The sequence below is a fragment of the Streptomyces sp. NPDC001604 genome (assembly GCF_042893475.1).
Lineage (GTDB): Bacteria > Actinomycetota > Actinomycetes > Streptomycetales > Streptomycetaceae > Streptomyces.
Genome location: NZ_JBIAUY010000001.1, coordinates 267,062 through 291,748, shown reverse-complemented (window position 1 = coordinate 291,748; position 24,687 = coordinate 267,062). Strand labels below are relative to the sequence as shown.

28 protein-coding genes are annotated in these 24,687 nt (G+C 70.9%); 16 read left to right on the top strand and 12 right to left on the bottom strand.

Features of this window, described 5'->3' with window-relative positions:
• Positions 1–46: 46 nt before the first annotated feature.
• Positions 47–691 carry an HNH endonuclease family protein gene (locus tag ACFY1E_RS01405; RefSeq protein WP_389070029.1) on the bottom strand — a complete coding sequence of 215 codons (645 nt, stop codon included), beginning with the start codon at positions 689–691 and terminating at the stop codon, positions 47–49.
• A 379-nt stretch (positions 692–1,070) separates the two neighbouring features.
• Here ACFY1E_RS01405 and ACFY1E_RS01400 point away from each other — a divergent pair, with 379 nt between their 5' ends.
• Together ACFY1E_RS01400 and ACFY1E_RS01395 are read left to right on the top strand one after the other, a co-directional pair.
• Positions 1,071–1,652, top strand: coding sequence for a TMEM165/GDT1 family protein (locus ACFY1E_RS01400; protein WP_389070027.1), 582 nt, complete (start codon positions 1,071–1,073; stop codon positions 1,650–1,652).
• Positions 1,653–1,814: 162 nt separating this feature from the next.
• The gene (locus tag ACFY1E_RS01395; protein ID WP_389070025.1) at positions 1,815–2,483 is read left to right on the top strand and encodes an HAD family hydrolase; all 669 of its coding nucleotides are present in this window, start codon (positions 1,815–1,817) and stop codon (positions 2,481–2,483) included.
• A 135-nt stretch (positions 2,484–2,618) separates the two neighbouring features.
• Here the strand turns inward: ACFY1E_RS01395 and ACFY1E_RS01390 are convergent, their stop codons facing one another.
• Positions 2,619–3,566: a peptidoglycan-binding domain-containing protein gene (locus ACFY1E_RS01390; RefSeq protein WP_389070023.1), complete on the bottom strand. Its 948-nt coding sequence runs from the start codon at positions 3,564–3,566 to the stop codon at positions 2,619–2,621.
• 168 nt (positions 3,567–3,734) lie between these two features.
• Here ACFY1E_RS01390 and ACFY1E_RS01385 point away from each other — a divergent pair, with 168 nt between their 5' ends.
• Positions 3,735–5,816 (top strand): MDR family MFS transporter, encoded by a 2,082-nt coding sequence (locus ACFY1E_RS01385; RefSeq protein WP_389070020.1) that lies wholly within the window; start codon positions 3,735–3,737, stop codon positions 5,814–5,816.
• On the opposite strand, the gene ACFY1E_RS01380 is transcribed toward ACFY1E_RS01385, so the two are convergent.
• Positions 5,809–6,306 carry a GNAT family N-acetyltransferase gene (locus tag ACFY1E_RS01380; protein WP_389070017.1) on the bottom strand — a complete coding sequence of 166 codons (498 nt, stop codon included), beginning with the start codon at positions 6,304–6,306 and terminating at the stop codon, positions 5,809–5,811. The genes ACFY1E_RS01385 and ACFY1E_RS01380 overlap by 8 nt on opposite strands.
• A 170-nt stretch (positions 6,307–6,476) precedes the next feature.
• On the opposite strand from ACFY1E_RS01380, the gene ACFY1E_RS01375 reads away from it, so the two are divergent.
• The 3 genes from ACFY1E_RS01375 to ACFY1E_RS01365 all read left to right on the top strand — a co-directional run bounded on the left by ACFY1E_RS01375 (position 6,477) and on the right by ACFY1E_RS01365 (position 7,878).
• Positions 6,477–6,623 (top strand): CGNR zinc finger domain-containing protein, encoded by a 147-nt coding sequence (locus ACFY1E_RS01375; RefSeq protein WP_389070015.1) that lies wholly within the window; start codon positions 6,477–6,479, stop codon positions 6,621–6,623.
• A 101-nt stretch (positions 6,624–6,724) separates the two neighbouring features.
• The gene (locus ACFY1E_RS01370; protein ID WP_389070013.1) at positions 6,725–7,396 is read left to right on the top strand and encodes a hypothetical protein; all 672 of its coding nucleotides are present in this window, start codon (positions 6,725–6,727) and stop codon (positions 7,394–7,396) included.
• A gap of 5 nt (positions 7,397–7,401) precedes the next feature.
• The gene (locus ACFY1E_RS01365) at positions 7,402–7,878 is read left to right on the top strand and encodes a hypothetical protein (protein WP_389070011.1); all 477 of its coding nucleotides are present in this window, start codon (positions 7,402–7,404) and stop codon (positions 7,876–7,878) included.
• On the opposite strand, the gene ACFY1E_RS01360 is transcribed toward ACFY1E_RS01365, so the two are convergent.
• Positions 7,867–8,337, bottom strand: a complete 471-nt coding sequence (locus tag ACFY1E_RS01360) for a DUF1992 domain-containing protein (protein WP_389070009.1) — start codon at positions 8,335–8,337, stop codon at positions 7,867–7,869. The genes ACFY1E_RS01365 and ACFY1E_RS01360 overlap by 12 nt on opposite strands.
• Positions 8,338–8,418: 81 nt before the next feature.
• On the opposite strand from ACFY1E_RS01360, the gene ACFY1E_RS01355 reads away from it, so the two are divergent.
• A complete protein-coding gene (locus tag ACFY1E_RS01355; RefSeq protein WP_389070007.1) occupies positions 8,419–8,811 on the top strand; it encodes a hypothetical protein in 393 nt (130 codons plus the stop codon).
• A gap of 23 nt (positions 8,812–8,834) precedes the next feature.
• On the opposite strand, the gene ACFY1E_RS01350 is transcribed toward ACFY1E_RS01355, so the two are convergent.
• Complete coding sequence (locus ACFY1E_RS01350) at positions 8,835–9,506, bottom strand: O-methyltransferase (RefSeq protein ID WP_389070004.1); 672 nt, start codon at positions 9,504–9,506, stop codon at positions 8,835–8,837.
• Positions 9,507–9,607: 101 nt separating this feature from the next.
• A complete protein-coding gene (locus tag ACFY1E_RS01345) occupies positions 9,608–10,741 on the bottom strand; it encodes a DUF2330 domain-containing protein (RefSeq protein ID WP_389070001.1) in 1,134 nt (377 codons plus the stop codon).
• Between the two features lie 158 nt (positions 10,742–10,899).
• Between ACFY1E_RS01345 and ACFY1E_RS01340 the strand changes: the two genes are divergently transcribed.
• Complete coding sequence (locus ACFY1E_RS01340) at positions 10,900–12,951, top strand: bifunctional glycosyltransferase 87/phosphatase PAP2 family protein (RefSeq protein ID WP_389069999.1); 2,052 nt, start codon at positions 10,900–10,902, stop codon at positions 12,949–12,951.
• Here ACFY1E_RS01340 and ACFY1E_RS01335 read toward each other — a convergent pair.
• A complete protein-coding gene (locus ACFY1E_RS01335) occupies positions 12,933–14,168 on the bottom strand; it encodes a cytochrome P450 (protein ID WP_389069996.1) in 1,236 nt (411 codons plus the stop codon). The two genes, ACFY1E_RS01340 and ACFY1E_RS01335, sit on opposite strands and share 19 nt — an antisense overlap.
• Positions 14,169–14,416: 248 nt before the next feature.
• On the opposite strand from ACFY1E_RS01335, the gene ACFY1E_RS01330 reads away from it, so the two are divergent.
• Both ACFY1E_RS01330 and ACFY1E_RS01325 read left to right on the top strand, forming a co-directional pair.
• Positions 14,417–15,586 (top strand): steroid 3-ketoacyl-CoA thiolase, encoded by a 1,170-nt coding sequence (locus ACFY1E_RS01330; RefSeq protein ID WP_389069993.1) that lies wholly within the window; start codon positions 14,417–14,419, stop codon positions 15,584–15,586.
• Positions 15,587–15,632: 46 nt separating this feature from the next.
• A complete protein-coding gene (locus ACFY1E_RS01325) occupies positions 15,633–15,875 on the top strand; it encodes a hypothetical protein (protein ID WP_389069991.1) in 243 nt (80 codons plus the stop codon).
• On the opposite strand, the gene ACFY1E_RS01320 is transcribed toward ACFY1E_RS01325, so the two are convergent.
• Both ACFY1E_RS01320 and ACFY1E_RS01315 read right to left on the bottom strand, forming a co-directional pair.
• The gene (locus ACFY1E_RS01320) at positions 15,859–16,056 is read right to left on the bottom strand and encodes a DUF397 domain-containing protein (protein WP_389069988.1); all 198 of its coding nucleotides are present in this window, start codon (positions 16,054–16,056) and stop codon (positions 15,859–15,861) included. The two genes, ACFY1E_RS01325 and ACFY1E_RS01320, sit on opposite strands and share 17 nt — an antisense overlap.
• A complete protein-coding gene (locus tag ACFY1E_RS01315) occupies positions 16,028–16,864 on the bottom strand; it encodes a helix-turn-helix transcriptional regulator (RefSeq protein WP_389069986.1) in 837 nt (278 codons plus the stop codon). Before ACFY1E_RS01315 ends, ACFY1E_RS01320 begins: the two co-directional genes overlap by 29 nt.
• Before the next feature lie 98 nt (positions 16,865–16,962).
• Here ACFY1E_RS01315 and ACFY1E_RS01310 point away from each other — a divergent pair, with 98 nt between their 5' ends.
• Genes ACFY1E_RS01310 through ACFY1E_RS01295 form a run of 4 tightly spaced genes read left to right on the top strand, consistent with a single transcriptional unit; the run spans position 16,963 to position 18,868 of the window.
• Positions 16,963–17,355, top strand: a complete 393-nt coding sequence (locus tag ACFY1E_RS01310) for an ATP-binding protein (protein WP_389069984.1) — start codon at positions 16,963–16,965, stop codon at positions 17,353–17,355.
• 12 nt (positions 17,356–17,367) lie between these two features.
• Positions 17,368–17,895 (top strand): GNAT family N-acetyltransferase, encoded by a 528-nt coding sequence (locus ACFY1E_RS01305; RefSeq protein ID WP_389069981.1) that lies wholly within the window; start codon positions 17,368–17,370, stop codon positions 17,893–17,895.
• Positions 17,896–17,943: 48 nt separating this feature from the next.
• Positions 17,944–18,423, top strand: coding sequence for a hypothetical protein (locus ACFY1E_RS01300; protein WP_389069979.1), 480 nt, complete (start codon positions 17,944–17,946; stop codon positions 18,421–18,423).
• Positions 18,410–18,868, top strand: coding sequence for a pyridoxamine 5'-phosphate oxidase family protein (locus ACFY1E_RS01295; protein ID WP_389069976.1), 459 nt, complete (start codon positions 18,410–18,412; stop codon positions 18,866–18,868). Before ACFY1E_RS01300 ends, ACFY1E_RS01295 begins: the two co-directional genes overlap by 14 nt.
• Here ACFY1E_RS01295 and ACFY1E_RS01290 read toward each other — a convergent pair.
• Positions 18,841–21,120: an NB-ARC domain-containing protein gene (locus ACFY1E_RS01290; protein ID WP_389069974.1), complete on the bottom strand. Its 2,280-nt coding sequence runs from the start codon at positions 21,118–21,120 to the stop codon at positions 18,841–18,843. The two genes, ACFY1E_RS01295 and ACFY1E_RS01290, sit on opposite strands and share 28 nt — an antisense overlap.
• A 163-nt stretch (positions 21,121–21,283) precedes the next feature.
• On the opposite strand from ACFY1E_RS01290, the gene ACFY1E_RS01285 reads away from it, so the two are divergent.
• A complete protein-coding gene (locus ACFY1E_RS01285; RefSeq protein ID WP_389069971.1) occupies positions 21,284–22,117 on the top strand; it encodes an alpha/beta fold hydrolase in 834 nt (277 codons plus the stop codon).
• Positions 22,118–22,136: 19 nt separating this feature from the next.
• Here the strand turns inward: ACFY1E_RS01285 and ACFY1E_RS01280 are convergent, their stop codons facing one another.
• Positions 22,137–22,814 (bottom strand): YoaK family protein, encoded by a 678-nt coding sequence (locus tag ACFY1E_RS01280; RefSeq protein WP_389069969.1) that lies wholly within the window; start codon positions 22,812–22,814, stop codon positions 22,137–22,139.
• A gap of 103 nt (positions 22,815–22,917) precedes the next feature.
• On the opposite strand from ACFY1E_RS01280, the gene ACFY1E_RS01275 reads away from it, so the two are divergent.
• On the top strand, positions 22,918–24,174 hold the full coding sequence (locus tag ACFY1E_RS01275; RefSeq protein WP_389069967.1) for an alpha/beta hydrolase: 1,257 nt from the start codon (positions 22,918–22,920) through the stop codon (positions 24,172–24,174).
• A gap of 15 nt (positions 24,175–24,189) precedes the next feature.
• Here the strand turns inward: ACFY1E_RS01275 and ACFY1E_RS01270 are convergent, their stop codons facing one another.
• Positions 24,190–24,609: a transglycosylase SLT domain-containing protein gene (locus tag ACFY1E_RS01270; RefSeq protein WP_389069964.1), complete on the bottom strand. Its 420-nt coding sequence runs from the start codon at positions 24,607–24,609 to the stop codon at positions 24,190–24,192.
• Between the last annotated feature and the right edge of the window lie 78 nt (positions 24,610–24,687).

The following is a 24,687-nucleotide window of genomic DNA, read 5'->3' as shown; positions in this document are numbered from 1 at the left end:
TCGACGGGGAGGTTCCTCTACAGAATCCGCCGCAACATCCGCGGGATCAGCAGCCGGAGAGGTAGCTGGTCAGCGCGGACTTCTCGGCGGAGTCGACGGAGAGGTCGTAGTAGTACTTCACCTGGACCCAGGCGCGGACGTAGGTGCAGACGTAGGCGGAGCGGGTGGGCACCCATTCGGCCGGGTCGTCGTCGCCCTTGGAGCGGTTGGAACTGGCGGAGACCGCGATCAGCTGCGGGCGGGTGACGTCGTTGGCGAAGGCCTGGCGCTGGGCGGTGGTCCACGCCGAGGCGCCGGAGTCCCAGGCCTCGGCGAGCGGCACGACGTGGTCGATGTCGAAGGTGCTCGGGTCGGTGGTGGTGACCCCGTCGTACTGCGAGTACCAGGAGCCGCTGGTGGCGGTGCAGGCGGAGTTGGTGACGACGTTGCTGCCGTCCCGCTTGATGACGTACTCGCGGGTGTTGCAGGTGCCGGAGATCGTGATCCAGGTCGGGAAGAGATCGCGGGCGTAGCCGGTGCGGTTCTCGGTCGCCACGGTGAGGGAGGCGAGGTAGGTGCGGGCGGTGGCGGCGCTGACCGGGGTGGGCAGCGCAGCGGAGGCGGTCGGACTGTTGAAGAGCCCGGCGGAGGCTATGAGCCCGGTAAGAGCCGCGAGTATGCTGAGCCGTCGACGCGCGTAGAACTTCGGCATGCGAACTCCCTTGGAGGGCGGGGGTGTTGGGGTGCGAGCAGGGGAATGCTCGCCGCGCCGTGTTGCGGAGAGGTGAGCTTTCGGTAAGAAGCTAATGTCGCGTACATGACACGACAAGGTTTACGGCCGAACTTTCGTCCGCGCGGCGGTCGCGTACGATGGGCGGTGCAGAAGGGGAGTAGCTCTTCGCCGGACCGTCGACATACTGCTCAGCTCGTCTGAGCCGGCGCCCGGAGGCAGGCCTCGCACACGAGGCCGGCCAGCGAGACCTTCGGCAAAGCAGTGCACAACTGTGTCTTCCGCTGTGTGCTGCCGTGCCGAGGTGTCGTATCGCAGTCACAGCACTCTCGGCGGGGCGGCCCCGACCGATTGAGGAACCTTGATCAGTTTCACCGTCACGGCGCTGGTGTTCGGCGTCGTCTTCCTTGCCGAACTCCCGGACAAGACCGCGCTCGCCGGGCTGGTGCTCGGCACCCGCTACCGCGCCTCGTACGTCTTCGCCGGCGTGGCCGCGGCCTTCGCGCTGCATGTCGCGCTGGCCGTGGCGGCCGGAAGCGTGCTCACCCTGCTGCCCCAGCAGATCGTCCACGCGCTGACCGGCGTCCTGTTCCTGGGCGGTGCGGCGGTCCTGCTGATGAGGAAGGACGAGGACGAGGAGGAGATCCGCAAGCCCGGGAACCAGTCCTTCTGGAAGGTCGCGGGCGCCGGTTTCATGCTCATCCTGGTCGCCGAGTTCGGGGACCTGACCCAGATCATGACGGCGAACCTCGCGGCCCGTTACGACGACCCGCTCTCCGTCGGCCTCGGGGCCGTACTGGCGCTGTGGGCGGTGGCCGGGCTCGGCATCGTCGGCGGAAAGGCCCTGATGAAGCGGGTGCCGCTGGCCCTCATCACCAAGGTTGCGGCGCTGCTGATGCTGGCGCTCGGCGTGTGGAGCCTGTGGGAGGCCGTCGCCGGGTGAGCCGGACGCCGGGTGAGCTGAACAGCGGGTGAACTGTCTCCGGGGGTACTGGCGGATGCCGGACGTGTTTTGTACCGTAGAGAAACAAAGTGGCTCCCGCCCGTTTTCCCTGACCGGCGGGCGGGGCCGCCTTGTTTCCCTCCTCGCGCCCTGGAGCTGCCGATGACGGTCACCGCCGTGCCCACCGTCCTCACCGCCCGCGCCCTCCTGCTGGACATGGACGGCACCCTCGTGAACTCCGACGCCGTCGTCGAGCGCATCTGGCGCCGCTGGGCCGAGCGGCACGGGCTGGACGCCGACGAGGTCATGAAGGTGGTGCACGGGCGCCAGGGCCACGCCTCCATGGCGCTGTTGCTGCCCGACCGGCCGATGGAGCAGAACCTCGCCGACAACGCGCGCATGCTCGCCGAGGAGACGGCGGACGTGGACGGTGTCGTGGCGATTCCCGGCGCACCGGAGTTCCTCGCCTCGCTGCGGGGGCTTCCGCATGCCCTGGTGACGTCGGCCGACCTTGCTCTCGCCACGGCGCGGATGGGGGCGGCGGGGCTTGCGCTTCCCGAGGTGAGGGTGACTGCTGAGTCGGTGGGGGCGAGCAAGCCGGATCCCGAGGGGTTCTTGAAGGGGGCGGCTGAATTGGGGGTCGAGCCGGGCGAGTGCGTTGTGTTTGAGGATTCCGCTGCCGGGATTGAGGCGGGGCGGGCTGCGGGGATGCGGGTTGTGGGGGTGGGGGCCCGGGCGGATCTGTATGAGCCGGATGTGGTGGTGCGGGATTTGACGCGGGTGCGGGTTGAGGGTGTGCCGGGTGGGGGGATTCGGCTGTACGTCGGGTGAAGGGTGCCCGTCAGGGGGCGCAGCCCGGCGGTGCGGGGTGCCGCCTCTCTTTGGGTCGGGAGCCGCCCTTAGGCGGCACGATTGCCCGCAGGCTACGGCGGCTCAACGGCAGCCCCCAGCCGGGGGCGCGCGGCCTCACGGCTGCGTCGTCTCCGACTCCAGCCGCGCACGTGTCGCCGCCCCGTAGACCCCCAGCTCGTCCTCCGTGATCCCCCGCGCCCACTGGTACCGGCCGACCGCGTCCTCGACGCCCTCGTCGTAGTGGCCGGTCGGCGGTCCCGTGTAGAGGCCGAGCTGCTTCAGGCGCAGTTCGAGTTCGACGACCTCGGGGCCCTCGGAGCCGCGGCGCAGTACGGGGGGTGCCTTCTGGCGGCTGTCGGTCGGTCCGATGCTGCCGCTTGCGGTGGCCGTCGGCGCGGTCGGGGCCGGCCGGGGCGAGCGGGACGGACTCGGTGAGGCGCTCGTCGCCGACGGGGACGGTGAGGGCGACGGGCTCGCGCTGACCACCGGCGCCGGCGGTGCGGGCCGTACGGGGCTGGCGCTGTGCGACGGCGACGCCGGCTCCGGGCTCGGCGACACGTCCGGCACGCTCGCCCGTACGTCGTCGGGCAGCGCCGTGTCCCGCGTCGGCGCCTCGTAGGAGAACAGCCCGCTCGCCATCCCGGCCGCCGTCATCACCGCGACGACCGCCCCGCCGACACCGAGCAGCACCATGCGGCGTCTGCGGCGCCCCCCGCCTGCCGCGTCGTCCTCGGCGTACGGCTCCTCACCGCTCTCCATCTGCGCGCCCTCGAACAGGCGCAGGGCGTCGGCGCTCGGCACCTCGGCGCCCACCGCCCGTGACGGCATGGTCGCCTCGACCGCAGGTACCGGAGGAGGCGCCGCGGGCTCGCTCCCCACACCCTCCAGCTCGACATACGGCCGTATCCGCAGCGGGTCGAAGTCCTCCGCCGCGGCCTGTTCGGCCGTACGGGCGGCGCGCAGGGCGTCGGACGCCCGTTGGGTGCAGCCGCAGGACGGGGTGTTGTCCGCCCCTCTGGGCGCTCCGCACTCCGGGCACTGGTGACCTTTCGGGTCTGTCACGCGTTCGTCCCTCCCTTCACGCTCCCCTCGCGAACTTCAGAGGTTATCCAGATCATCTTCACGCTGCGGCCGTAGCCCCCGGAATATCGGGTTCCAACAGGACTCAACAGGCCATAACCGGTCACACCGATCACCATGGACGTGTAGCGAGAGCGGCAGGAGGTCTTCATGGCCGGGGATGCGCACGGTATGACGGGGCATGTGCGAGACGCACAGGCATCCGCGAAGCCCCCGCAGCGGGGCAGCGCCACCCAGGAGCACGTGTCCGGGAACGTACTCGTGTCGATCGGCGCGCTGCTCCTCGGGATGCTGCTCGCCGCCCTCGACCAGACCATCGTGTCGACCGCGCTGCCCACCATCGTCAGCGACCTCGGCGGCCTCGACCATCTGTCCTGGGTGGTCACCGCGTATCTGCTGGCCTCGACAGCCGCGACCCCGCTGTGGGGCAAGCTCGGTGACCAGTACGGGCGCAAGCGGCTGTTCCAGACCGCGATCGTGATTTTCCTCGTCGGTTCCGCGCTCTGTGGAATGGCGCAGAACATGCCCCAGTTGATCGCGTTCCGGGCGGTGCAGGGCCTGGGCGGCGGCGGGTTGATGGTGCTGTCGATGGCGATCGTCGGGGATGTCGTCTCGCCACGTGAACGCGGCCGCTACCAGGGCCTGTTCGGGGCCGTCTTCGGCGCGACGAGCGTGCTGGGGCCGCTGCTCGGCGGGCTGTTCACCGAACACCTCAGCTGGCGCTGGGTCTTCTACGTCAACCTTCCCGTCGGCGTCGTCGCACTCGCCGTGATCGCGACCGCCCTGCGCATCCCGCGCCGGACCGCGCAGCACGTCATCGACTACCTCGGCACCTTCCTCATCGCCGCGGTCGCCACCTGTCTGATCCTGGTCGCCTCCCTCGGCGGCACCACCTGGGGCTGGGGTTCGACGCAGATCGTCGGGCTGATCCTGCTGGGCGTCGGACTGGCCGTCGCCTTCGTGGCCGTGGAGCGCAGGGCCGCCGAACCCGTCCTGCCGCTCAAGCTGTTCCGCATCCGCACCTTCGCCCTGTCCGCGGTCATCAGCTTCATCGTCGGCTTCGCCATGTTCGGCGCGATGACCTATCTGCCGACCTTCCTCCAGGTCGTCCAGGGCGTGACGCCCACCATGTCCGGCGTGCACATGCTGCCCATGGTGTTCGGCATGCTGCTGTCGTCCACCGCGTCCGGCCAGATCGTCAGCCGCACCGGCCGCTGGAAGGTCTTCCCGATCGCGGGCACGGGCGTCACCACCCTCGGCCTGCTGCTCCTGCACCAGCTCGACGAGAACAGCTCCACGGCCGTGATGAGCGTCGACTTCTTCGTCTTCGGCCTCGGACTCGGCCTGGTCATGCAGGTGCTGGTCCTCATCGTGCAGAACGCCGTCTCGTACGAGGATCTCGGCGTCGCCACCTCAGGCGCGACCTTCTTCCGCTCGATCGGGGCCTCCTTCGGCGTGGCCATCTTCGGCACGGTCTTCGCGAGCCGCCTCGGCGACAAGCTGACGGACGCCTTCCGCGGCACGCGGCTCCCCGCGGGTCTCTCCGCGGACGCCCTCAAGTCCGACCCGCGCGGCATCGGCTCACTGCCGCCGGCCCTGCGCGGGCCCGCCCTGCACGCGTACGCGGCGGCCATCACCGACGTCTTCCTGTACGCCGCGCCCGTCGCCCTCCTCGGCTTCGTCCTGGCCTGGTTCCTCAAGGAGGACAAGCTGCGCGGGTCCGTCACCGCACCCGACGTCACGGAGACCCTGGCCAGCAATCCGGTCGAGCGGTCCTCGTACGACGAGGTGTGCCGGGCGCTGTCCCTGCTGGGCACGCGGGACGGCCGACGTGAGGTCTACCGGAAGATCACCGAACGGGCGGGCTACGACCTGCTGCCCGCGGCGAGCTGGCTGCTGCTGCGGATCAAGAAGCAGGGCTGGGCGGAACCGGCCGTGCTCGCCGAGCGCAGCACGGTGCCGCTCCAGGTCGTCATGGATGCGGCCCGGCAGGTCGAGGAGCGGCGCCTTGCCGTCCGGGAGGGCCTCGACATGGTCCTCACCGACCAGGGCCTCGTGGTGGCCGAACGGCTCGCGCAGGCCCGTGAGGAGTCCCTCGCGGAACTGCTCGGCGACTGGTGGGGACCGGACCGGCCGACCGATCTGAACCGGCTGGTCAAGGAGCTGAACGAAGAGATGTGCGGCTCGGACCGGGAGCAGCCGCACAAGGAGTCGGCGGCGAAGGTCAGTTGAGGGCCTTGCGGAACCAGTGCTCGGCGTACGTGTCGTCGTTGTGCGGCCCGGTCTCCTCGTATCCCAGGCGGGCGTACAGAGCGCGGGCCTCCGTGAGGTCGGCCCGGGTGTCGAGGACCAGATGGCCGGCGCCCAGGGCGCGGGCGGCCTCCTCGGCGGCCCGCACCAGCAGCGCGGCCCCGCCCCTGCCGCGCAGCTCCTCGACGACGAACACCCGGGTCAGCTCGGCGGTCGCCGCGTCGAGCAGTCGTACGCCCGCCGAACCGGCCGGCTCACCCCCGTACCGTCCGACGAGCAACTGACCGGTGGGCGGGGCGAGTTCGGCACCGGTGCGGGCCGTGACCTCTCGCTCCAGCTCGGCCGGATCGGTCCGCCGCCCCTCGTGCAGGAGGTAGTAGCGGTCGCTGACCTCCGTGTAGTACGCACGCCAGAGGGCCGCCGCCACGGGGGAGTCGTAGGGCTCGGGGGCGATGGTCCAGGTCGTCGTCATCCGGCCATTCTGCGGAACCGGCGTGTCGCCCACGCAAGCGAATATGCGGATCAGTCCTCCTGCGCGGCGACCGTCTGGGGGCGGGCGCCGAGGGTGGCGCGCGGGCGCCGCGCCGGCCCGGTCAGCTGATCGCGGCCCCGCTCGCCCTGGTCGTGGCCGGGGAGCCGGCGGTGACGCTGGGACGGTGCGCCGCGGCCGGCTGCGGGAACTACTTCGTCGACCGGTCCCACAACCGCACCCGCCGCTTCTGTTCCGACGCGTGCGCGAGCCGCACGACGGTCGAGGCGCATCGGGCCCGGGCGGCGAAGAAGCCGTAGTCCCCGAAGAGGCGTCCGGGTGCCCGCGTCGTTTGAGCGGGGGCTTCCGGGTGACCCGTCCGGAGAACCGGCCCGAGGGGCCGACACACCGGAAGGCACCCATGTCCACTGGCATGATCATCGCTCTGATCGTGATCGTGGCGGCCGTGGTCGTTGTCGCGGCCGCCCTCATCCTGCGTGCCCGGGGCGGGTACGGCGGCCGGGACCTGAAGCGGCGCTTCGGGCCCGAGTACGACCGGACGCTGGCCCGGCACGACGGGGACGCCAAGGCCGCCGAACGTGAGCTCACGGAGCGCGTGCAGCGGCACGGATCGCTGCGCGAGAAGCCGCTGGAGCCGGCGAGGCGTGAGGAGTTCACGGCCCGCTGGACGGCGGCACAGGAGCGTTTCGTCGACGCGCCGCGGGAAGCGGTCGCCGAGGCGGACCGGCTGCTCGCGGAGCTCGCCGCCCTGCGTGGCTTCCCCGACGACAGCCGCTACGAGGAACAGCTCGACGCCCTCTCCGTCCACCACGCCGACCACGTCCACGGCTACCGGCACGTCCACCGTGTCGCCCGCGACGGCGTGAGCGGGCAGGACGGCGACCGGGCCGACACGGAGGAGATGCGCGAGGCCATGGTCGAGGCCCGGGCCCTCTTCGAGGACCTGACCGCCCCGCCCCGCCGCACCGAGAAGGCTCCGGCGTTCACCGCCGGCCGCACCAAGGCCCACAAGCACGAGAGCAGCGGCCATCTGCCCTGGGCCCTCAACCGACGTCACGCCAAGGGGAGTTGAGCGACATGACGGACGCGACGACCGGCCCCGCAGCCAAAGGCACCGAGGCCGACGACAGGACCCACCGCACCGAGGCCGACGACAGGACCAACCGCACCACGGTGACGCCCACCCCGCACGAGGTGTCGGAGGAGGCAGGCCGCGGTGAGGCCGACGAGGGCACCGCTCCCGGCAGGCCCACCGGCACTCCCGGCACCACTGCCACCACCACGCCCACCAGCGGCCGCCTCCTCCCGCAGGACGAGTGCGACAAGCTGGATCTCCGTCTTCGCCAGGCGGTCTCCGGGTTCGTGGACGGACCCCGGGACTCCGTCGAGGAGGCCGACCACGTGGTCGAGGAGATCGCCGGGCGGTTCACCGAGGCCCTGACCCGGCGCCGCCGCACCCTGCGCATGTCGTGGCAGGACGGCGAGGACACCGAGCAGCTCCGGCTGGCCCTGCGGGACTACCGCAACCTGGCGGAACGGCTCCTACACGGGTGACCCGTTCGAAGGACCCGTGTCCCTCGAAGTACCCGTACCCCTCTCAGGGGCCCCAGCCGTCGCCCGGCGCTCCCGCCACTCCCGTGCGACCTCCTCGACGTCGTACGGCTTCATCCCGAGCGGGGGGCCGGGCGGCGGCTTGAACATCATGTCGCGGATCTTGACGTTGACGTCGGTGACGATCTTCCGCGCGATCCGCTCCGAGGGCGCCGCATACGCCGCCGCCAGCGCATCCTCGGCCTCCTTGCGCAGGGCGAGCGTGGGCGGCAGCACCGACAGGCCCTCGCGGGCCATCTTCTGCTTGACCCACCACAGTTCGTCGTACGAGGTGTCGGTTCCGGCGGGCAACGGCTTGCCCGCGCCCGGCAGTTGGGCGAAGTCGCCGCGTCGGACGGCATCACGGATCTGTTTGTCGACCCAGGACTCGAACGGCACGCCCGGTGGCTTTCGCTCGGTCATGACTCCATTGTGCCGGACGCGGCATGCCCGGGCGATTTATCATGCGGCCGCCGTGTTAGGACACTTCAAGAGGAGCAGCGCGTGCTCGAACTGACCATGGCCACCGTCTCCGGGGCGGAAGAGGGGGCCACGGCCGGCATGCTCATGGCCGACGCACCCAGTGAGCCCGGCGCCGTGCTGCGGGTGGGGCGGGACACCTCCGTGTGCCGCCTTGCGACGCCCGACGACTGGCTGTTCATCTCCCGGGTCCACCTGGAGTTCCTGTGCGGCCCCGAGGGGACCTGGCAGCTGACCTGGCTGCGCGGCTCACAGCCCGAACCGTCCTCCGAGGTCCGGCTGATCGTCGGCGAGTACGCGCAGCCGCTCGTCTACGGCGGGACCGTGGCGCTGCCCCGGGGCGGCAGCGGCGAGATCGTCGTCCAGGACCGCACGGCTCCGCGCAGCGTCAACGTCGGCTTCTACCACGAGTTCTGAGCAACGGCCGAGGACAACAAGGGCTACGCCAGCACGCGCGCCAGCGCGAAGCCGTCGTAGCCCTTGCTGCCCACCGTCTGGATCGCCGTGCCGCTCAACCGCGGGTGCGAGCCGATCAGTTCGACGGCGGCGCGGCTGCCCAGCACGTCGGGCGCCTTGCTGTCCGCGTCGGCGACCCGGCCGCCGCGTACGACGTTGTCCACGACGATGAGGCTGCCCGCGCTGGTGAGTCTGAGGGCCCACTCCACGTAGTTCGGGTTGTTGACCTTGTCGGCGTCGATGAAGACCAGGTCGAAGGGGGGCGGGTTCTCGTCGGCCAGCTTGGGCAGCGACTCCAGGGCGGGGCCGACCCGCACCTCGACGATCCGTTCGAGGCCCGCGCGGGCGATGTTGCGGGAGGCGACCTCGGCGTGCTTGGGGTCGTACTCGAGCGAGATCAGCCGGCCGTCGTCGGGCAGTGCGCGGGCCAGCCAGATGGTGCTGTAGCCGCCGAGGGTGCCGATCTCCAGGATGCTGCGGGCGCCCTGGATCTGGGCGAGGAGCTGCAGGAACTTGCCCTGGAGCGGAGTGACCGCGATCTGCGGGAGCTCGGCGGCGTCGCTGTCGCGGAGGGCCGCTTCGAGGACGTCGTCGTTCCGTGAGAGGTGGGTGGTGAAGTACTCGTCCACGTCGTCCCAGAGCTGCGACTCGCTCATTCGCTGTGCCTTCCGTGTGACTGCTTAGCGCTTCTAACTAGCTGCCCTAATGAATATATCCGCGGGTCGTTGCCCCGTCAGGGAGATCATGGCGGCCGGGTTCAGCTGATCGGTGGAGGCGCGTGCACCGGCGGCGGAGGCGGCACCGGGCGCCGGGAACGCCGTACGGCGAACACCGTCACGGCCGTGACGGCGAGGGCGAAGGAGCCGGCGACCGTCAGCAGCCACGCCGGAATCCCGGCCACCGTGCGCAGCCGGTCCTCGTAGATCACCTGCTGGAACGGGGTGTCCGCGGTCGCCCGGCGCAGTACGTGGTCGCCGGAGATCGACGGCGGGAAGGGGAACTCCTGGCCGATCGCGGTCAGGAACGGTGTGCCCGCGGCCAGCGCGGCCAGCGGGCCCGACCTCGCGGTGACGCGTCCGGCGTAGGTGACGCGGGGGCGCTCGCCGCCGATCGCGGAGCTGGTCTCCATGCGGTGCGCGGCGAGGACGTACAGGCCCAGGGACTGCGGGGTGCGGGCGAGGCGGGACAGACGCATCGGGTAGACGGGCTGCCCGGACGCGAAGGTGAGGTGCAACGGGTCGAGCCGGCCGTTCAGCGGGGTGTTCGCGGTGTCGGGGGCGAGGCGCACGGCGACGTACTCCCAACGGTGGCTCACATACGGCTGGAGGGCGTCCTGCAGCCGGGGCGGCATGGCGAAGCCGTTGGTGTCGAGCCAGGTGTTCAGGGCGGCCGGGTCGGTGGCGGTCAGGCGGGCCACATCGAAGGGGCCGAGCTTCTGACGGCCGACCACGCCCACGCCGGGCGCGGCGGCACCGGCCCCGGGCGGCCCGGCCGCGCTGCTGCCGTCGCCGGTGACCAGCGGCCAGTCGCCGTCCTGCGGCCAGAAGTGGTAGCGGTCGCGGTGCACGGGGGCGGTGGTGGCCGCGAGCTGGGTGAACAGCGCCGGGTCGCCGAGCTCGACCGTCGCCCGGTGCGGGACCGGCATGATCCAGGCGGCCCGGTCGGCGTCCCCGCCCACCGTCAGGCTCATCACTATCTGCTCCCGGCCGCCGTCCCAGCGCACGACGGACTCCTCGCGGCCCACGCTCACCCGCCGCTGCCCGTCGGGGATCATCGCGCCGCAGCCGCACGCGTACGCCGGTGCGATCAATGACCCCAGCTGTGTCGCAAGCAGGCTCACCACGATCGCCAGTAACCGCGCGGGTGTGCATTTCCGCAGGAAACAGGCCATTTCCCCAAGCCTCCGTGCTGCCGTGGACAGGGTTTCAAACGGTACGGGGCCACGGCGGTTCCGGAGGCGATCTCGCATCGGGCGAACTATTGTCATTCAGACAAATCGGGCGCGCGCAGGGTGCGAAAAGGAGCGAAGCGGCGGGAGGCCGACCAGGCGTGGCGAACGTGGAGCACAGCGGGCGACCGGCGGAGACCTTCGGAGCGACAGCCGTCGGAGGAGCTCCCAGACGTCTGCATGCGGTCCGCCTCGGCCTGTGGCTCGTCGCGGCCGTGCTCGCCGTACGCCAGGTGGCCGTCGTCCTCAGTACCCCCCGTGGTGAACGGCTGACGGATCTGGAGACCTGGGTCGGCCCCCACGGCGTCCTGCATGTGGAGGGTTCCCTGTACGACTCGACGCGGTTCACCGGCACACCGTTCGGCGGACTGGTCCTCAAGCCCCTCACCCGGGCGGCCGAACAGGCCCTCGGCTGGGGCTGGACCTTCGGCACCCTGCTGCTGGTGGTCGCGCTCGGCCTGATCGCGGCCCGGGCGCTGCCGCAGCCGGTGAGCCGGCGGACCTCCCTGTTCGCAGCGCCGCTCGCGATCAGCCTGCTGATGCTGTCGCTGCCGGTCCGCAACACGCTGTGGCTCGGACAGACCAGCATCATCCCGGTCCTGCTGGTCCTGGTCGGCTGCTTCGTCGTCCGCGGCGAACGCAGCAGCGGTCTGCTGATCGGGCTCGCGGCCGCCCTCCAGCCGATCGTGCTGCTCTTCGCCCCGCTGCTGTGGTGCACCGGGCGCCGCCGTGCCGCGGCCGCCACCGGGACCACGTTCGCCGCCTGCACGGTGCTCGCGTGGGCCGCGATGCCGCACGACTCGTCCGCCTACTGGGTGCACCACATCGCGGGCGCCGGTCTCGGAGGCAGGGCCGACGACCTCGCCAACCAGTCCCTGCACGGCGCGCTGCTCCGGCTCGGGTTCTCCGGCCCCGTGGAGATCGTCCTGTTCCTCGCCCTGGGCACGGCGGTCGCCGTGTTCGGGGTGCGCCGCGCCGTGCGCTACGCGCGCGACGGACAGCTGCTCCTCGCGGTCGCCGTCACCGGCTGCGCGGCGATCGCCGTGTCGCCGACGGCCTGGCAGCACCAGCTGCTGTGGGTGCTGCTCGCGGTGGTCGGACGGGTCGGCAGGCGGGCCTCCGACCGGTATGTGTGGCCGGTCGTGGTGGTCCTGGTGATGACACTGCCGGCGAAGATGCTGCTGCCGCACATGGATCGGCTGAACTCGCTGCGGGACAACACGGTGCTGATCGCCGCCCTCGCCGCGGCCGTCTTCGTGCCGTTCCTGTCCCGCACGTCCCCGTACTACCGCTCACCGGTCCCGCCCGAGTACGCCGCCCCGGTCCCGGCCCGCTTCCGGCACGTGCCCGTCGTCCCGTTCCTGCGCCGGGTCCTTACCCGCCCGAACCTGCTCCTCGAACTGCTCCTGATGCGCGTCACCTACGCCGCCTACCAGCAGATCCGGCTCGGGGTGACCGCCGACCGGGCCACCGCGGAACACCACGGACACCAGATCCACCGGATCGAGCAGTGGCTGTCCGTCGACTTCGAGCACTGGGTCAACCACACCGTGGCCGAGGTCGGCTGGCTGCGCGGTTTCCTCGACTACTACTACCTGTCGTTCCACTTCGGGGTCCCGCTGACCATCCTCGCCGTGCTCTATGTGCGGCGCCCCGTGGACTACCGCTGGGCGCGCTCGGCACTCGGCCTGGCCACCGGGTTCGGGCTGATGGGCTTCTGGCTGTACCCGCTGGCACCGCCGCGCCTGATGCCGGGGCTCGGCTTCATCGACACGGTGCACGGCGTCCAGGACTTCTCCAAGCCGAACTACGGCACGCTGACGGAGTTCACCAACGAGTACGCGGCCATGCCGTCCCTGCACTTCGGGTGGGCGCTGTGGTGCGGCGTCGTGATCGCGGTCCTCGCGCCGTGGTGGATGAAGCCCGTGGGGCTGCTGCATCCGCTGTTCACGCTGTCCTCGATCATCGCGACCGGCAACCACTGGTTCCTGGACGCGGTCGGCGGTGCCACCGTGGTCGGGGCGGGTTTCGGGCTGCAGTACCTGCTGTCGGGTCCTCGGGCCGCCACCGGGGCACGGACGGGCCGGCGGCGCCGGGAGGCCGCCGGCCCGAGACCATCGTCAGCCGAGCACGGTCAACGGACCTCCACCTGAAGGTGCTTCACGCCGTTGATCCACGCCGAGCGCAGCCGGGACGGGTCCCCGGCCAGGGTGAGGCCCGGCAGGGCGTCGGCGATCGCGTTGAAGATCAGGTCGATCTCCAGGACGGCCAGGGACTTGCCCAGGCAGTAGTGCGGGCCTCCGCCGCCGAACCCGAGATGGGGGTTGGGGTCGCGCAGGATGTCGAAGGCGTCGGGGTCGGTGAAGACCTCCGGGTCGTGGTTGGCGGAGGCGTAGAAGATCCCGACCCGGTCCCCCTTCCTGATCAGCTTCCCGCCCAGTTCGGTGTCCTGGGTGGCAGTCCGCTGGAAGGAGTTGACCGGGGTCGCCCAGCGCACGATCTCCTCGGCGGCGGTCTCGGGGCGCTCCCGCTTGTACAGCTCCCACTGCTCGGGATGGGTCAGGAACGCGTGCATCCCGTGGGTGATGGCGTTACGGGTCGTCTCGTTGCCCGCGACGGCCAGCATCAGCACGAAGAACCCGAACTCGTCGGAGTTGAGGTTGCCCTCGTCCTCGGCCGCGACCAGCGTGGTCACGATGTCCTTCGCCGGGCACTGCTTGCGGTCGGCGGCCATGTTCATGGCGTAGGCGATCAGCTCGGTGGCCGACTCGGCGCCGACCTCCTCGGTGATCGCGTACTCCGGGTCGTCGTACGAGATCATCTTGTTGGACCAGTCGAAGATCTTGGCCCGGTCGTCCTGCGGGATGCCGATGAGCTCGGCGATCGCCTGCAGGGGCAGTTCGCAGGCGACCTCGGTGACGAAGTCGAAGGGGCCCGTCTGCGCACAGGCGCTCTGCGCGATGATGTGGGCGCGCTCGCGCAGGCGGTCCTCCAGCGCCCGTATGGCACGCGGGGTGAAGACGCGCTGCACGATCTGGCGGACCCGGGTGTGCTCCGGCGGATCCATGTTGAGCAGGATCAGCCGCTGGGCGTCGATGGCGTCGCGCTGGATGTGCTCGTTGAAGCGGATGATCGCCGTGTTGAGGTACGAGGAGAACAGCTCCGGGTGGGTGGAGACGTACTTGACGTCCGCGTGCCGGGTGACGGCCCAGTACCCCTCGTCCTGGAAGCCGGCGATGTTGCCCGACTGCGGGATCCAGCGGACCGGTTCGGCCCGCCGCAGCTCGGCGAACTCCGGCAGGGGCACACGGTGGTGCAGCAGGTCGGGGTCGGTGAAGTCGAACCCGTCGGGGAGAGCTGGACAGGACATGGGCGACTCCGGCTCGAATTCTGACGGACCATCAGGTTCTGGTTTGCCGTGAAGGTAGTAACGGGTTCTACAAGAGGCAAGGGGTGCGGCAATCCGAATTGGAGCCGTATTGCATGCACGACTCTTGCGGTTGTGGACGGGCTGTCAGCAGACTGCTGCCAGAACTAGAACACGTACTAGTTCAGCGTGGCGGGGCCGGTCGGGACGCCCCCGCGCCGCGCGGGTACCGGAGGAGAGGATCCCCCACCATGGCCGCGGAACCCGTGATCGTAGAAGCCGTACGCACGCCCATCGGCAAGCGCGGCGGCGCGCTCGCCAACCTCCACCCCGCCTACCTCCTGGGCGAGACCTACCGCGAACTCCTCGGCCGCACCGGTATGCCGGCCGACGCGGTCGAACAGATCGTCGGCGGTACGGTGACGCACGCCGGCGAGCAGTCCATGAACCCCGCGCGCACGGCCTGGCTGACCATGGGGCTGCCCTACGAGACGGCGGCGACGACGGTCGACTGCCAGTGCGGCTCCTCGCAGCAGGCCTCGCACATGGTGGCCAACATGGTCGCCGCGGGCGTGATCGACGTCGGCATCTCGTGCGGTGTCGAGGCGATGTCGCGGGTGCCGCTGGGCTCGGGTTCGAAGCACGGCCCCGGAAAGCCGTTCCCCGACGAGTGGAACGTCGACCTGCCGAACCAGTTCGAGGCGGCGGAGCGGATCGCCCGCCATCGCGGCCTGACGCGCGAGAACGTCGACTCGCTGGGCCTGATCTCGCAGGAGCGGGCCGCCGCGGCCTGGGCCGAGGAGCGCTTCAAGCGGGAGACGTTCGCGGTCCAGGTCCCCACCACCGAGCAGGAGCAGCGGGCCGGACAGGGCATGTGGCGGCTCGTCGACCGGGACGAGGGGCTGCGCGACACGACCATGGAGGCGCTCGCGGGCCTGAAGCCGGTCATGCCGACGGCCATCCACACGGCGGGCAACTCCTCGCAGATCAGCGACGGCGCGGCGGCGATCATGTGGGCGTCCAAGCGGATGGCCCGCGCGCTGAAGCTGAAGCCGCGGGCGCGGATCGTGGCCCAGGCGCTGGTCGGCGCCGACCCGCACTTCCACCTCGACGGACCGATCGACGCGACACGGGCCGTGCTGGGCAAGGCGGGCATGTCCCTCAGGGACATCGACGTCGTCGAGATCAACGAGGCGTTCGCGTCGGTGGTGTTGAGCTGGGCGCAGGCTTTCGAGCAGGACCTGGAGAAGGTCAACGTCAACGGCGGTGCGATCGCGCTGGGGCATCCGGTGGGGGCGACGGGGGCGCGGCTCATCACCACGGCTCTTCATGAACTGGAGCGGACGGACAAGGAGTTCGCGCTCATCACCATGTGTGCGGGGGGTGGGCTGGCCACGGGCACGATCATTCAGCGCCTGTAGGCGTAAGTGAGTGGCGCAGATTGACGCGGACTGGTCAACTTACCCAATGCTGATCAACGTAATCCTCCGCGTCCTGCCCTTCTACCTCCGCGAACCCATCATCATCGCCGTCTGTCTGTCCTTCGCCGGACTGGCCCTCTACTACTTCGTGCAGGTAGGGGGCTGGGGGCGGGGCGGCTTCGGGCTGCTGTTCCTGGCGATCGCGGTGCTGCGCGCCTACTTCTTCCGCAAGGAGTGGAGAGCCCACCGGGCGGCGAAGGCAGGGGGTGCGGTCAGACCTCAGGCGTAGTGCCGGTCCAGGAGACGAAACGGCGGAACGCGTCGGGCCGGAGGGTCAGGACCGGCCCGGCGGGGTTCTTGGAGTCGCGGATGGCGATGGTGGCGGAGGGGGATTCGGCTACTTCGAGGCACTGGCCGCCTTGGTCGCCGCTGTAGCTGGACTTACGCCACTGAGTCGCCTGGTTCTCCATAGCGTTCCTCCATCACTCGCCGGATCAGCTCCGCCGAATCCCTGAGGGACAGTGCGGCGGCCCGGAGATGATCGTAACGGAGTGAACAGTCCTTGACGGTGTCCGGGCTGGCGGTCGGATGTCCGCTGCCGTACCCCTCGGTGTAGAGAATCGTGGGGTCGCTCGCAAAGCGGTAGATGTCGAACGAGCCTTGAAGTCCCGCGTGCACTCCAGCAGAGAAGGGCAGGATCTGAACGTTGATGCGGGGGTTGCCCTCGAAGGACAACAGGTGCGCCAGTTGGGCGCGCATTGTTTCCCGGCCGCCGATCTCTTGGTAAAGCGCAGCCTCACTGAGAACCGCCCAGAAGACCGGAGGTTCCGCATTCTCGAAGACGCGTTGACGTGCGAGCCGTACGGCGGTTCGGCCGTCGAGGTCATTCTGATCCAATGCACCGAGAACGGCACGCGCGTACGCGGGGGTCTGCAGCAGACCGAGGATCATGTGCGACTGGAAGGAGCAGATCTCGACGGCCTTGGTCTCCAGCTCGCCCACTTGCCTGAACCAAGCTGGCAGTTGACTCCGCATCACCAGCTCGACAAGCCGCGACAACGCCCCGCCCGTCCCCAGCGCCGCGTCCGCACGCTCGCTGAAGTCCTGTGTCGGCAGTTTCCTGGCCGTCTCGATCTGGCCGATCATCGAACCCGTGTAGTTGACGATGTCCCCGAGCTGCCGCTGTGTCAGTCCCGCGGCATCGCGATAGCGACGCAACTCGTAGCCGTAGTAATCGAGCGGCGAGGCGCCCGGGTCGAGGGTGTTGATCTGGGTCACGTGTTCGGCCCCCTACTTGTGCAACCGCTCCGCCCACTGCGGGACTTGTTGTGCTCGTCCCGTAGCCCAGAGTAGTTGCGCAAGGTCAAACTCGTCCTGTGAATCAATTCATTCCCCCCACCTACCGCATGAGCCTCACCGTCGGCGCCCACTCGGCCCGCCACATCCGCCGGATCGTCCGCTCGCTGCTCGACGAGTGGGAGCTGGCGGAGCTGTCCGACGCCGTGGAGCTCGGCGTGACCGAGCTGGTCGCCAATGTCGTACGGCATGTTCCGGGCAGGCGCTGTGTGCTGCTGATGTTGCGGTCGGCGGCCGGGGTCCGGGTGGAGGTGGCGGACGGGTGTCCTCAACTGCCATGCATTCCGGCCCAGGCGTCGCCGGAGGCGGAGGGCGGGCGAGGGCTCGTGCTGCTCGACGCCGTGGTCGACAAATGGGGCGTGGGTCCGGCGGTCGGCGGTGGTAAGACGGTGTGGTTCGAGTGCGTGAGATGAGGTGGTGGGACCGTGGACGATGTGACGGTGCGTGAGCTGCGGCCGGAGGACGAGCCCGCCGTGGCCGCCCTCTTCGCGGCCTGCGAGGACTACTTCGTCGCCGCGACCGGAAATCCGGCCCTCCCGGCGGACGTACAGAGCCTGTACTACGCGCTTCCCGAGGGCGCCGACTTCGACCAGAAGCGGCTGCTGTTGATGTGCCGGGGCGCGGATGTCGTCGGGCTGGTCGATGTCGTCGACCGGCATCCCGATGCGGAGAGCTGCGCGGTGGGGGTGTTCCTCGTCGCTCCCGGGGCGCGGCGCGAGGGAGTCGGTACGGGGGTCGCCCGTCGCTTGCTGGAGGAGGTCGCCGGGCGGGGGATGCGGAGAGTGACCGCCACGTGTCCGGCGGGGTGGGAGGCGGGGCTGGGCTTCCTGCGGAGCCTGGGCTTCGAGGTCGGGGTGGCGCAGGACGGGGCGGGCGCGACGGTGGGCAACCGGACGCGCGGTCGTGGGGAGACGGGCCTGTGCGCGGCGACGCTGAGTCTCGCGGACCGATGAGTTTTCCTCGCGGCCGCCGTCTGCCTCTGTGAGAAGGAGGTGTTCGCGATGGACGCGACGGCACGGCAGGAAGCTCTGAAGCGGCTGGAGGTGCTGGTCGGGGAGTGGGTGGTGGAGGCCGAGTTCCCGGGGCCGGCGGTGCCGCCCGGGCGCAGTGTGTTCGAGTGGAGTCTGGACGGGCAGTTCCTGGTCCAGCGCTCCGAGGCCCCCCATCCCGTTCCGCACAGCATGTCGATCATCGCCGTCGACCCGGAGACGGGCGGGTACACGCAGCACTACTTCGACTCGCGGGGAGTCGTACGGACGTATGCCATGACCTTCGACGGCGAGGTCTGGCAGCTGCTGCGCGAGTCGCCCGACTTCTCGCCGCTGAGCTTCCGGCAGCGGTTCGTCGGGCGGATCGGTGACGACGGCGACACCATCCGTGGCGCCTGGGAGAAGCGGACGGACGCATCGGCCGACTGGGAGCTGGACTTCCCGCTCACATACCGCAGGAGCAGCGCGGGAGCCGTCGATGAACCGCGGTGAGATCGCCCGCGCGGTCGTCGATGCCGGCCTGTACATGGTGCTCGCGACCGCCGACGGCGACGGACGGCCCTGGAGCTCCCCGGTCTACTTCGCCCATGAGGGCTACCGCGCGTTCTTCTGGGTCTCCTCGCCGAACGTGCGGCACTCCCGCAACATCGCCGTGCGGCCCGAGGTGGGGATCTCGGTCTTCGACTCGTCGGCGGCCATCGGCACCGGTCAGGGGGTGTACATGTCCGCCGTCGCCGCGCGCGTGGCGGGGGAGGGCCTCGCGCACGGGCTGGATGTCTTCTCCCGGCGGTCCGTACGGCACGGCGGGCGGGTCTGGACCGCCGAGGACGTCCGGGGCGAGTCCGGCATACGGCTGTACCGTGCCCTCGCCGTCGACCACTCGATCCTGGCCAAGGACGGGCAGCCGGATCATCGGGTGGCGGTCGACCCGGGGTGACGGGCGGCGTCGGCAGGGCGGGTCCGCTCGACCGCGGCCGCCGTCTCCGCGGCGGAGGCCGTGTTGCCGAGCGCGGTGTACAGGGCGTGGGCCCGGGTGTAGTGGGTGTGGGCCTCTGCCAGGTCGCCGCAGTGTTCCAGGGCGGTGGCCAGACCGGAGAGGGCGCGGGCCTGGAGGTGGTCGATGCCCTTGTGGGTGGCGGGGACGGTGACGGCCCGGTAGGCCTCGGCGGCTTCGGGCCAGCGGCGCAGGGCGAGCAGGTCCAGGGCCGTCTCGTGCTGGAGGATGGCCCGCATGTAGTTGTCGAGGCCGGGCACGTCACCGGTCCGGGCGCCGAGCAGGGCGCGGTGGATGGCCAGGGCCTCCTCCGGGCGGCCGGCCTCGCGCAGGGCGCTGCCGCGGGTGCGCTGGGCGACCGCCTTTCCGGTGGTGTCGCCGGTGGCCTCGAAGAGCCGTATGGCGTTCTCGGCCGCCTGCTCCGCCTCCGCGGGGCGTTTCAGGCTCATGCGGGCCCCGGTGAGGTAGGCCCACGCCCAGGCCTGCTGCCCGACGTCGCCGGCCTCGGTCGCCAACGCCAGGGCGCGTTCGGCGAGTTGCTCGGCCTGCTCGTGCCGGAAGCTGTACGAGTGGGCCCAGGCGAGACAGTTGAACTGGTGGGCCTCGGCCGCCCGGTCCCCGAGCGCCGCCGCGCTCCGGGCGCCGTACGAGAACAGGCTCCGCCACTCGGGCCACTTGTCCCAGCGGTCGGAGAACCAGTACAGGGTGCGTGAGGTGTGGAGGATCTCCCGGTGCCGGCCCGCCTCGAACATGAGGGGCAACGCGCCGACCCAGTGGGGCCGTTCGGCCGTCAGCCACGCCTCCGCCTCGTCGGCCGAGGCGGGCGCGAAGGCCGGGACCTCACCGGGCCACGGCTGAGGCGCACCCGGCGCCTCGAACCAGCGGCCCGCCGCGGATGCCGAGCGCAGCAGCCAGTCCGCCATGCGGAGGCCCACCGACTGGGTCTCCGCCTCGTCGAGTTGCTCCCGGGCGAAGAGGCGCACCAGGTCGTGCAGTCCGTACCGGCCCGGCGCCGGCTCCTCCAGCAGGCCGCGGTCGACCAGGACGTCGAGGGAGTCCTCGGTCGTCCGCGCGTCCTCGCCGGTCAGGACGGCCGCGAGGCCGGGGCCGGTGTCGGGCCCGGGCAGCAGCGCGAGCCTGCGCAGCAGCAGCCGGTGCGGGGCGGTGAGCTGGCCGTAGGAGAGGGCGAGGGCGCTGCGCACGGCGAGGTCACCTGCGACCAGGCCGCTCAAACGCCGCTCCTCGTCGCCGAGTTGGTCTGCCAGATGGGACGGGGTCCAGCCCGGGCGGCTGGAGAGGCGGTTGCCGACGATCCGCAGAGCCAGCGGCAGGTGCCCGCACAGTTCGGTCAGCCGGGCGATCGCCTCGGACTGGCCGCCGGTGCGCGGGGCGCCGAGGATGCGTTCCAGCAGCGTCGCCGACTCCCGGCCGCTGAGTCCGCCGAGCCTGATGCGCCGTACGCCTTCCAGCCCGGCCAGCGGCCGCCTGCTGGTGACCAGCACGAAGCTGCCCTCGGCGTCCGGCAGCAGCGGTCTGGTCCGTTCCTCGTCGGCCGCGTCGTCGAGGACGATCAGCGCTCGGCGGGAGGCCAGGGTGGCGCGGTAGACGGCCTCCCGGGCGGCCGGGTCCACCGGGATCCGGTCGGGCGGATGACCGAGCGCCGTCAGCACCAGCACCAGTGCCTCGGTGGCGGGCAGCGGTGCCTCGCTCATGCCGTGCAGCCGCACACAGACGCAGCCGTCCGGGAAGTGCCCGGCCAGCCGCCGCGCGGCCTCCGCGGCGAGCGTCGTCTTGCCCTGCCCGCCCGGCCCGAAGAGCACCGCGGCCCGGGAGCCGGCGGTGGTGGCGAGTGCCTCCAGATCGGCCAGTTCCCGCTCGCGGCCGGTGAAGTCGGCGACCGTGCGCAGGAGATAGGGCGGTGTGGTCGGGCCGCCGCGTCCGCGGCCGGCGTCGGCCAGCCGCTGCAGGCGCTCGCGCTGTCCGCCGTCCAGTTCGAGGGCGTCGGCGAGCGCGTCGACGGTACGGCGCTGCGGTCCGCGGCTGCGGCCGCGCTCCAGGTCGCCGAGCGCGCGGACGCTCACCCCTGACACCTCGGACAGCCCTTCCAGGGTCAGCCGGGCGGTCCGCCGCAGGGAGCGCAGCGTGACACCGAAAGCCGTACCGCTCTGGGAAACATCCGGATCATTTCTGGTCATCACGGCAATTAGAACAAGCATCCAGCCGTCGTGGAGCCGGAATGTCGGACGCCGTTTGGCCGATCGACCGTACTTCCGCCTGTGCTTCTGCCTGGTGCCCCCGAATCACCGGTGGTGTGCTGGTGGCCGTTGGCAACGTCCCGCCCATGGAAGGGGAACCGACATGCCGTACATCACCGTCGGCGAGGAGAACAGCGCGCCCGTCGAGCTCTACTACGAGGACCACGGCACCGGCCAGCCGGTCGTGCTCATCCACGGCTACCCGCTCGACGGCCACTCCTGGGAGCGGCAGGTGCCCGCCCTGCTGGAGGCCGGCCACCGGGTCATCACCTACGACCGCCGCGGCTTCGGCCGCTCCTCGCAGCCGACCAAGGGCTACGACTACGACACCTTCGCCGCCGACCTGAACAAGGTGCTCACCACGCTGGACCTGACCGATGCCGTCCTGGTCGGCTTCTCGATGGGCACCGGCGAGGTGGGCCGCTACCTGGGCACTTACGGTTCGGGCCGGGTGGCGAAGGCCGCCTTCCTGGCCTCGCTCGAGCCCTTCCTGCTCAAGACCGACGACAACCCCACCGGCGTCGACCAGCAGGTCTTCGACGGCATCCTGGAGGCCGTCAGCAAGGACCGGTACGCCTACTTCACCGCGTTCTACCAGGACTTCTACAACCTGGACGAGACGCTCGGCAGCCGTATCAGCGAGGAGGCCGTGCGCAACAGTTGGAACGTGGCGGCCGGTTCCTCCGCGCACGCCTCGGTGGCCTGTGTGCCGACCTGGATCACCGACTTCCGCGCGGACGTGGCGAAGGTCGACGTGCCGACGCTGATCCTGCACGGCACCGGCGACCGCATCCTGCCGATCGACTCGACCGGACGGCCCTTCCGCGCCCTGCTGCCCTCCGCCGAGTACGTGGAGATCGAGGGCGCCCCGCACGGGCTGCTGTGGACGCACGCGGAGGAGGTCAACACGGCACTGCTGAGCTTCCTCAGCAAGTAGTCGGTACCGGGGCGGGGGGTCACTCCCGCCCCGACGCCACCACCGCGAGCACGCCCGCCGTCACCGCCGCGACCAGCAGCGGAATGCCCAAGCCGTGGTGGAGCACCAGCCAGCCGCCGAGGCAGGCACCGGCCGCCATCGCGACGACCGAGGCCGAGCGCCGTGGGGAGCGGCGGCCCGAGCCGCCGCCGGCCCGGGAGTCGGAGGCCAGGCCGGTGAGGGTCATCGTCAGGACCGTCGTGGTCAGGTCGGCGATGCCGAGCTTGCGGACCGTGGCGTTGCGCAGGCCCATGGCGAAGGCCGTGAGGGCGATGAGGGCGTACACGGTGGCGGCGGCGTGCGGGGCGGCGAAGGCGGCCGCGGCGGACCCGCCCACCAGCACCGCCTCGGCGGCGAGCGTGAGCCGCGCCCAGGTGCGCCGCGAGCCGTCGCCGAGCCACCGCGCGCCCCGCCCTCCGGCCACCGCGCCGAGCAGGAAGCAGACCAGTGAGGTCGCGGTGTGCGGTACGGAGAACCCGGGCGCTCCGGCGGCGGCGAAGCCAAGCACCACCACGTTGCCGGTCATGTTCGCGGTGAAGACGTGCCCAAGCCCCAGATAACTGACGGCGTCGATCAGCCCGCTGACCACGGTCATCCCCAACAGCACGAACACCAGGCGCAGTCCGCGCGCCTCTCGCTCGCTCTCACTCACGCTCATCGACTCTCCGGGTGGCCGGACGGGCAGGGTGCACCCAAGTCCACCACGGACGCGGGGGACTCTCGGATGCCGACATCCGATGCACGTCCGTAGCGTCGACGCCATGACCGATCAGACGTGCAAATCCTATGAAAAACCGGCCAGTTGGCGGGCCCGGAGGGCTCTTGCCGCAGCGGCGGCCCTGTTGCTCGCGGGCCTCGCCGCGGCGCCCGTGGCCACCGCCGCCGAGCAGACGCACCGCGAGACTCGCCGCGGAGACCTGGTCTCCGTCACCCCGGTCGCCGACCGAGACGCCGGGCAGGTCAGGAAGTTCGTGACCGGCAGGGGCGTCGCCGCCGACCCCGTGCGGTACGGCGTACGGGCGTACCGGCTGACCTACCGGACCGTGGACCCGTACGGCAGGCCCACGACCGCGACCGGCCTGCTGACCCTCCCCAAGGGCGGTGCCCACCGGCTCGACCTGGTGTCCGACACCCACGGCACGATGGTCAAGCGCAGCTACGCGCCCTCCGCGAGCGAGGACTACGGCCGTATCCCCTCGTATCTGAACGCGGGCGCCGGGCGTGCGGTGGCCGCCCCCGACTACCTGGGCCTGGGGGAGGGCCCTGGCCTGCACCCCTACATGGACACCCGCTCCTCCGTCACGGCTTCCGTCGACATGCTGCGCGCCGCCCGCACGGCGGCGCAGCGGCTGGGCCGCCCGCTCACCGGCGACGTCTACGCGACCGGCTTCTCACAGGGCGGCCAGGTCGCGATGGCACTGGGCAAGGCGCTGGAACACGGCGTCGACGGCCACTTCCGGCTGAAGGCCCTCGCGCCGATCAGCGGCCCGTACGACCTGGAGGGCCAGGAACTCCCCGCGCTGTTCGACGGCCGGGTCAACGACACCAGCGGGGTGCTCTACATCTCGTACTGGCTGGTCGCGCAGAACCGTCTCCACCCGATCTACAAGGACCCGGCGGAGGTCTTCCGTGCCCCGTACGCGAGCCGGGTCGAGGGCCTCTACGACGGAAACCACGAGGAGGACGATGTCGTCAAGGGCCTTGCCCCCACGGTGAAGGACCTGCTCACGCCCGCCTTCCAGGAGCGGCTGCGACACCTGTCGGGCGGGCTGCTGGACGCGACGCGCGCCGCCGACCACACCTGCGACTGGAAGCCGGACGTGCCGGTGCGGCTGTACGCCGGTGCCAACGACACCGACGTGCCCATCGGCAACGCCCGCACATGCGCCCGCACCCTCGCCGGTCAGGGAACGAGGGTGCGGGTGGTCGATCAGGGAGCCGTGGACCACTTCGGCTCCTTCGCCGTGTCGGCCCCGCAGGTGGTGCGGTTCTTCGACGGCGTACGGGCTCGGGGATGAGCCCGGTGCGGCGGCTCAGTACCAGCCGTTGGCCTGCCAGAACGCCCAGGCGGCGGTCGGGCTGCCGTAGCGGGAGTTCATGTAGTCCAGGCCCCACTTGATCTGGGTCCTGGGGTTGGTCTTCCAGTCCGAGCCGGCGCTGGCCATCTTCGAGCCCGGGAGGGCCTGGACCAGGCCGTAGGCGCCGGAGGAGGAGTTGGTGGCGGTGACGTTCCAGCCGCTCTCACGCTCGACGATCTTGCTGAAGGCGTTGTACTGCGCCGCGTTCGGGATCATCTTGTGCGCGATCGCCTGAGCACTGGCGGCCGAGGAGGCGGTCGCGGCGTGGGCGGGAGCCGCGGTCAGCACCATGCCGGCGGTGGCGGCGGCCACGGCGGCGGAGGCGAGGGCCTTCTTCGGGGACGCGATGCGGCGGGCGATGCGGGAGACGAACACGGGGAACCTTTTTCTTCGGGGACAGGGGGTCGCACGCAGTCCGCGGGAGTCGTGAGAGAACCCGGGGGGCATACGTCG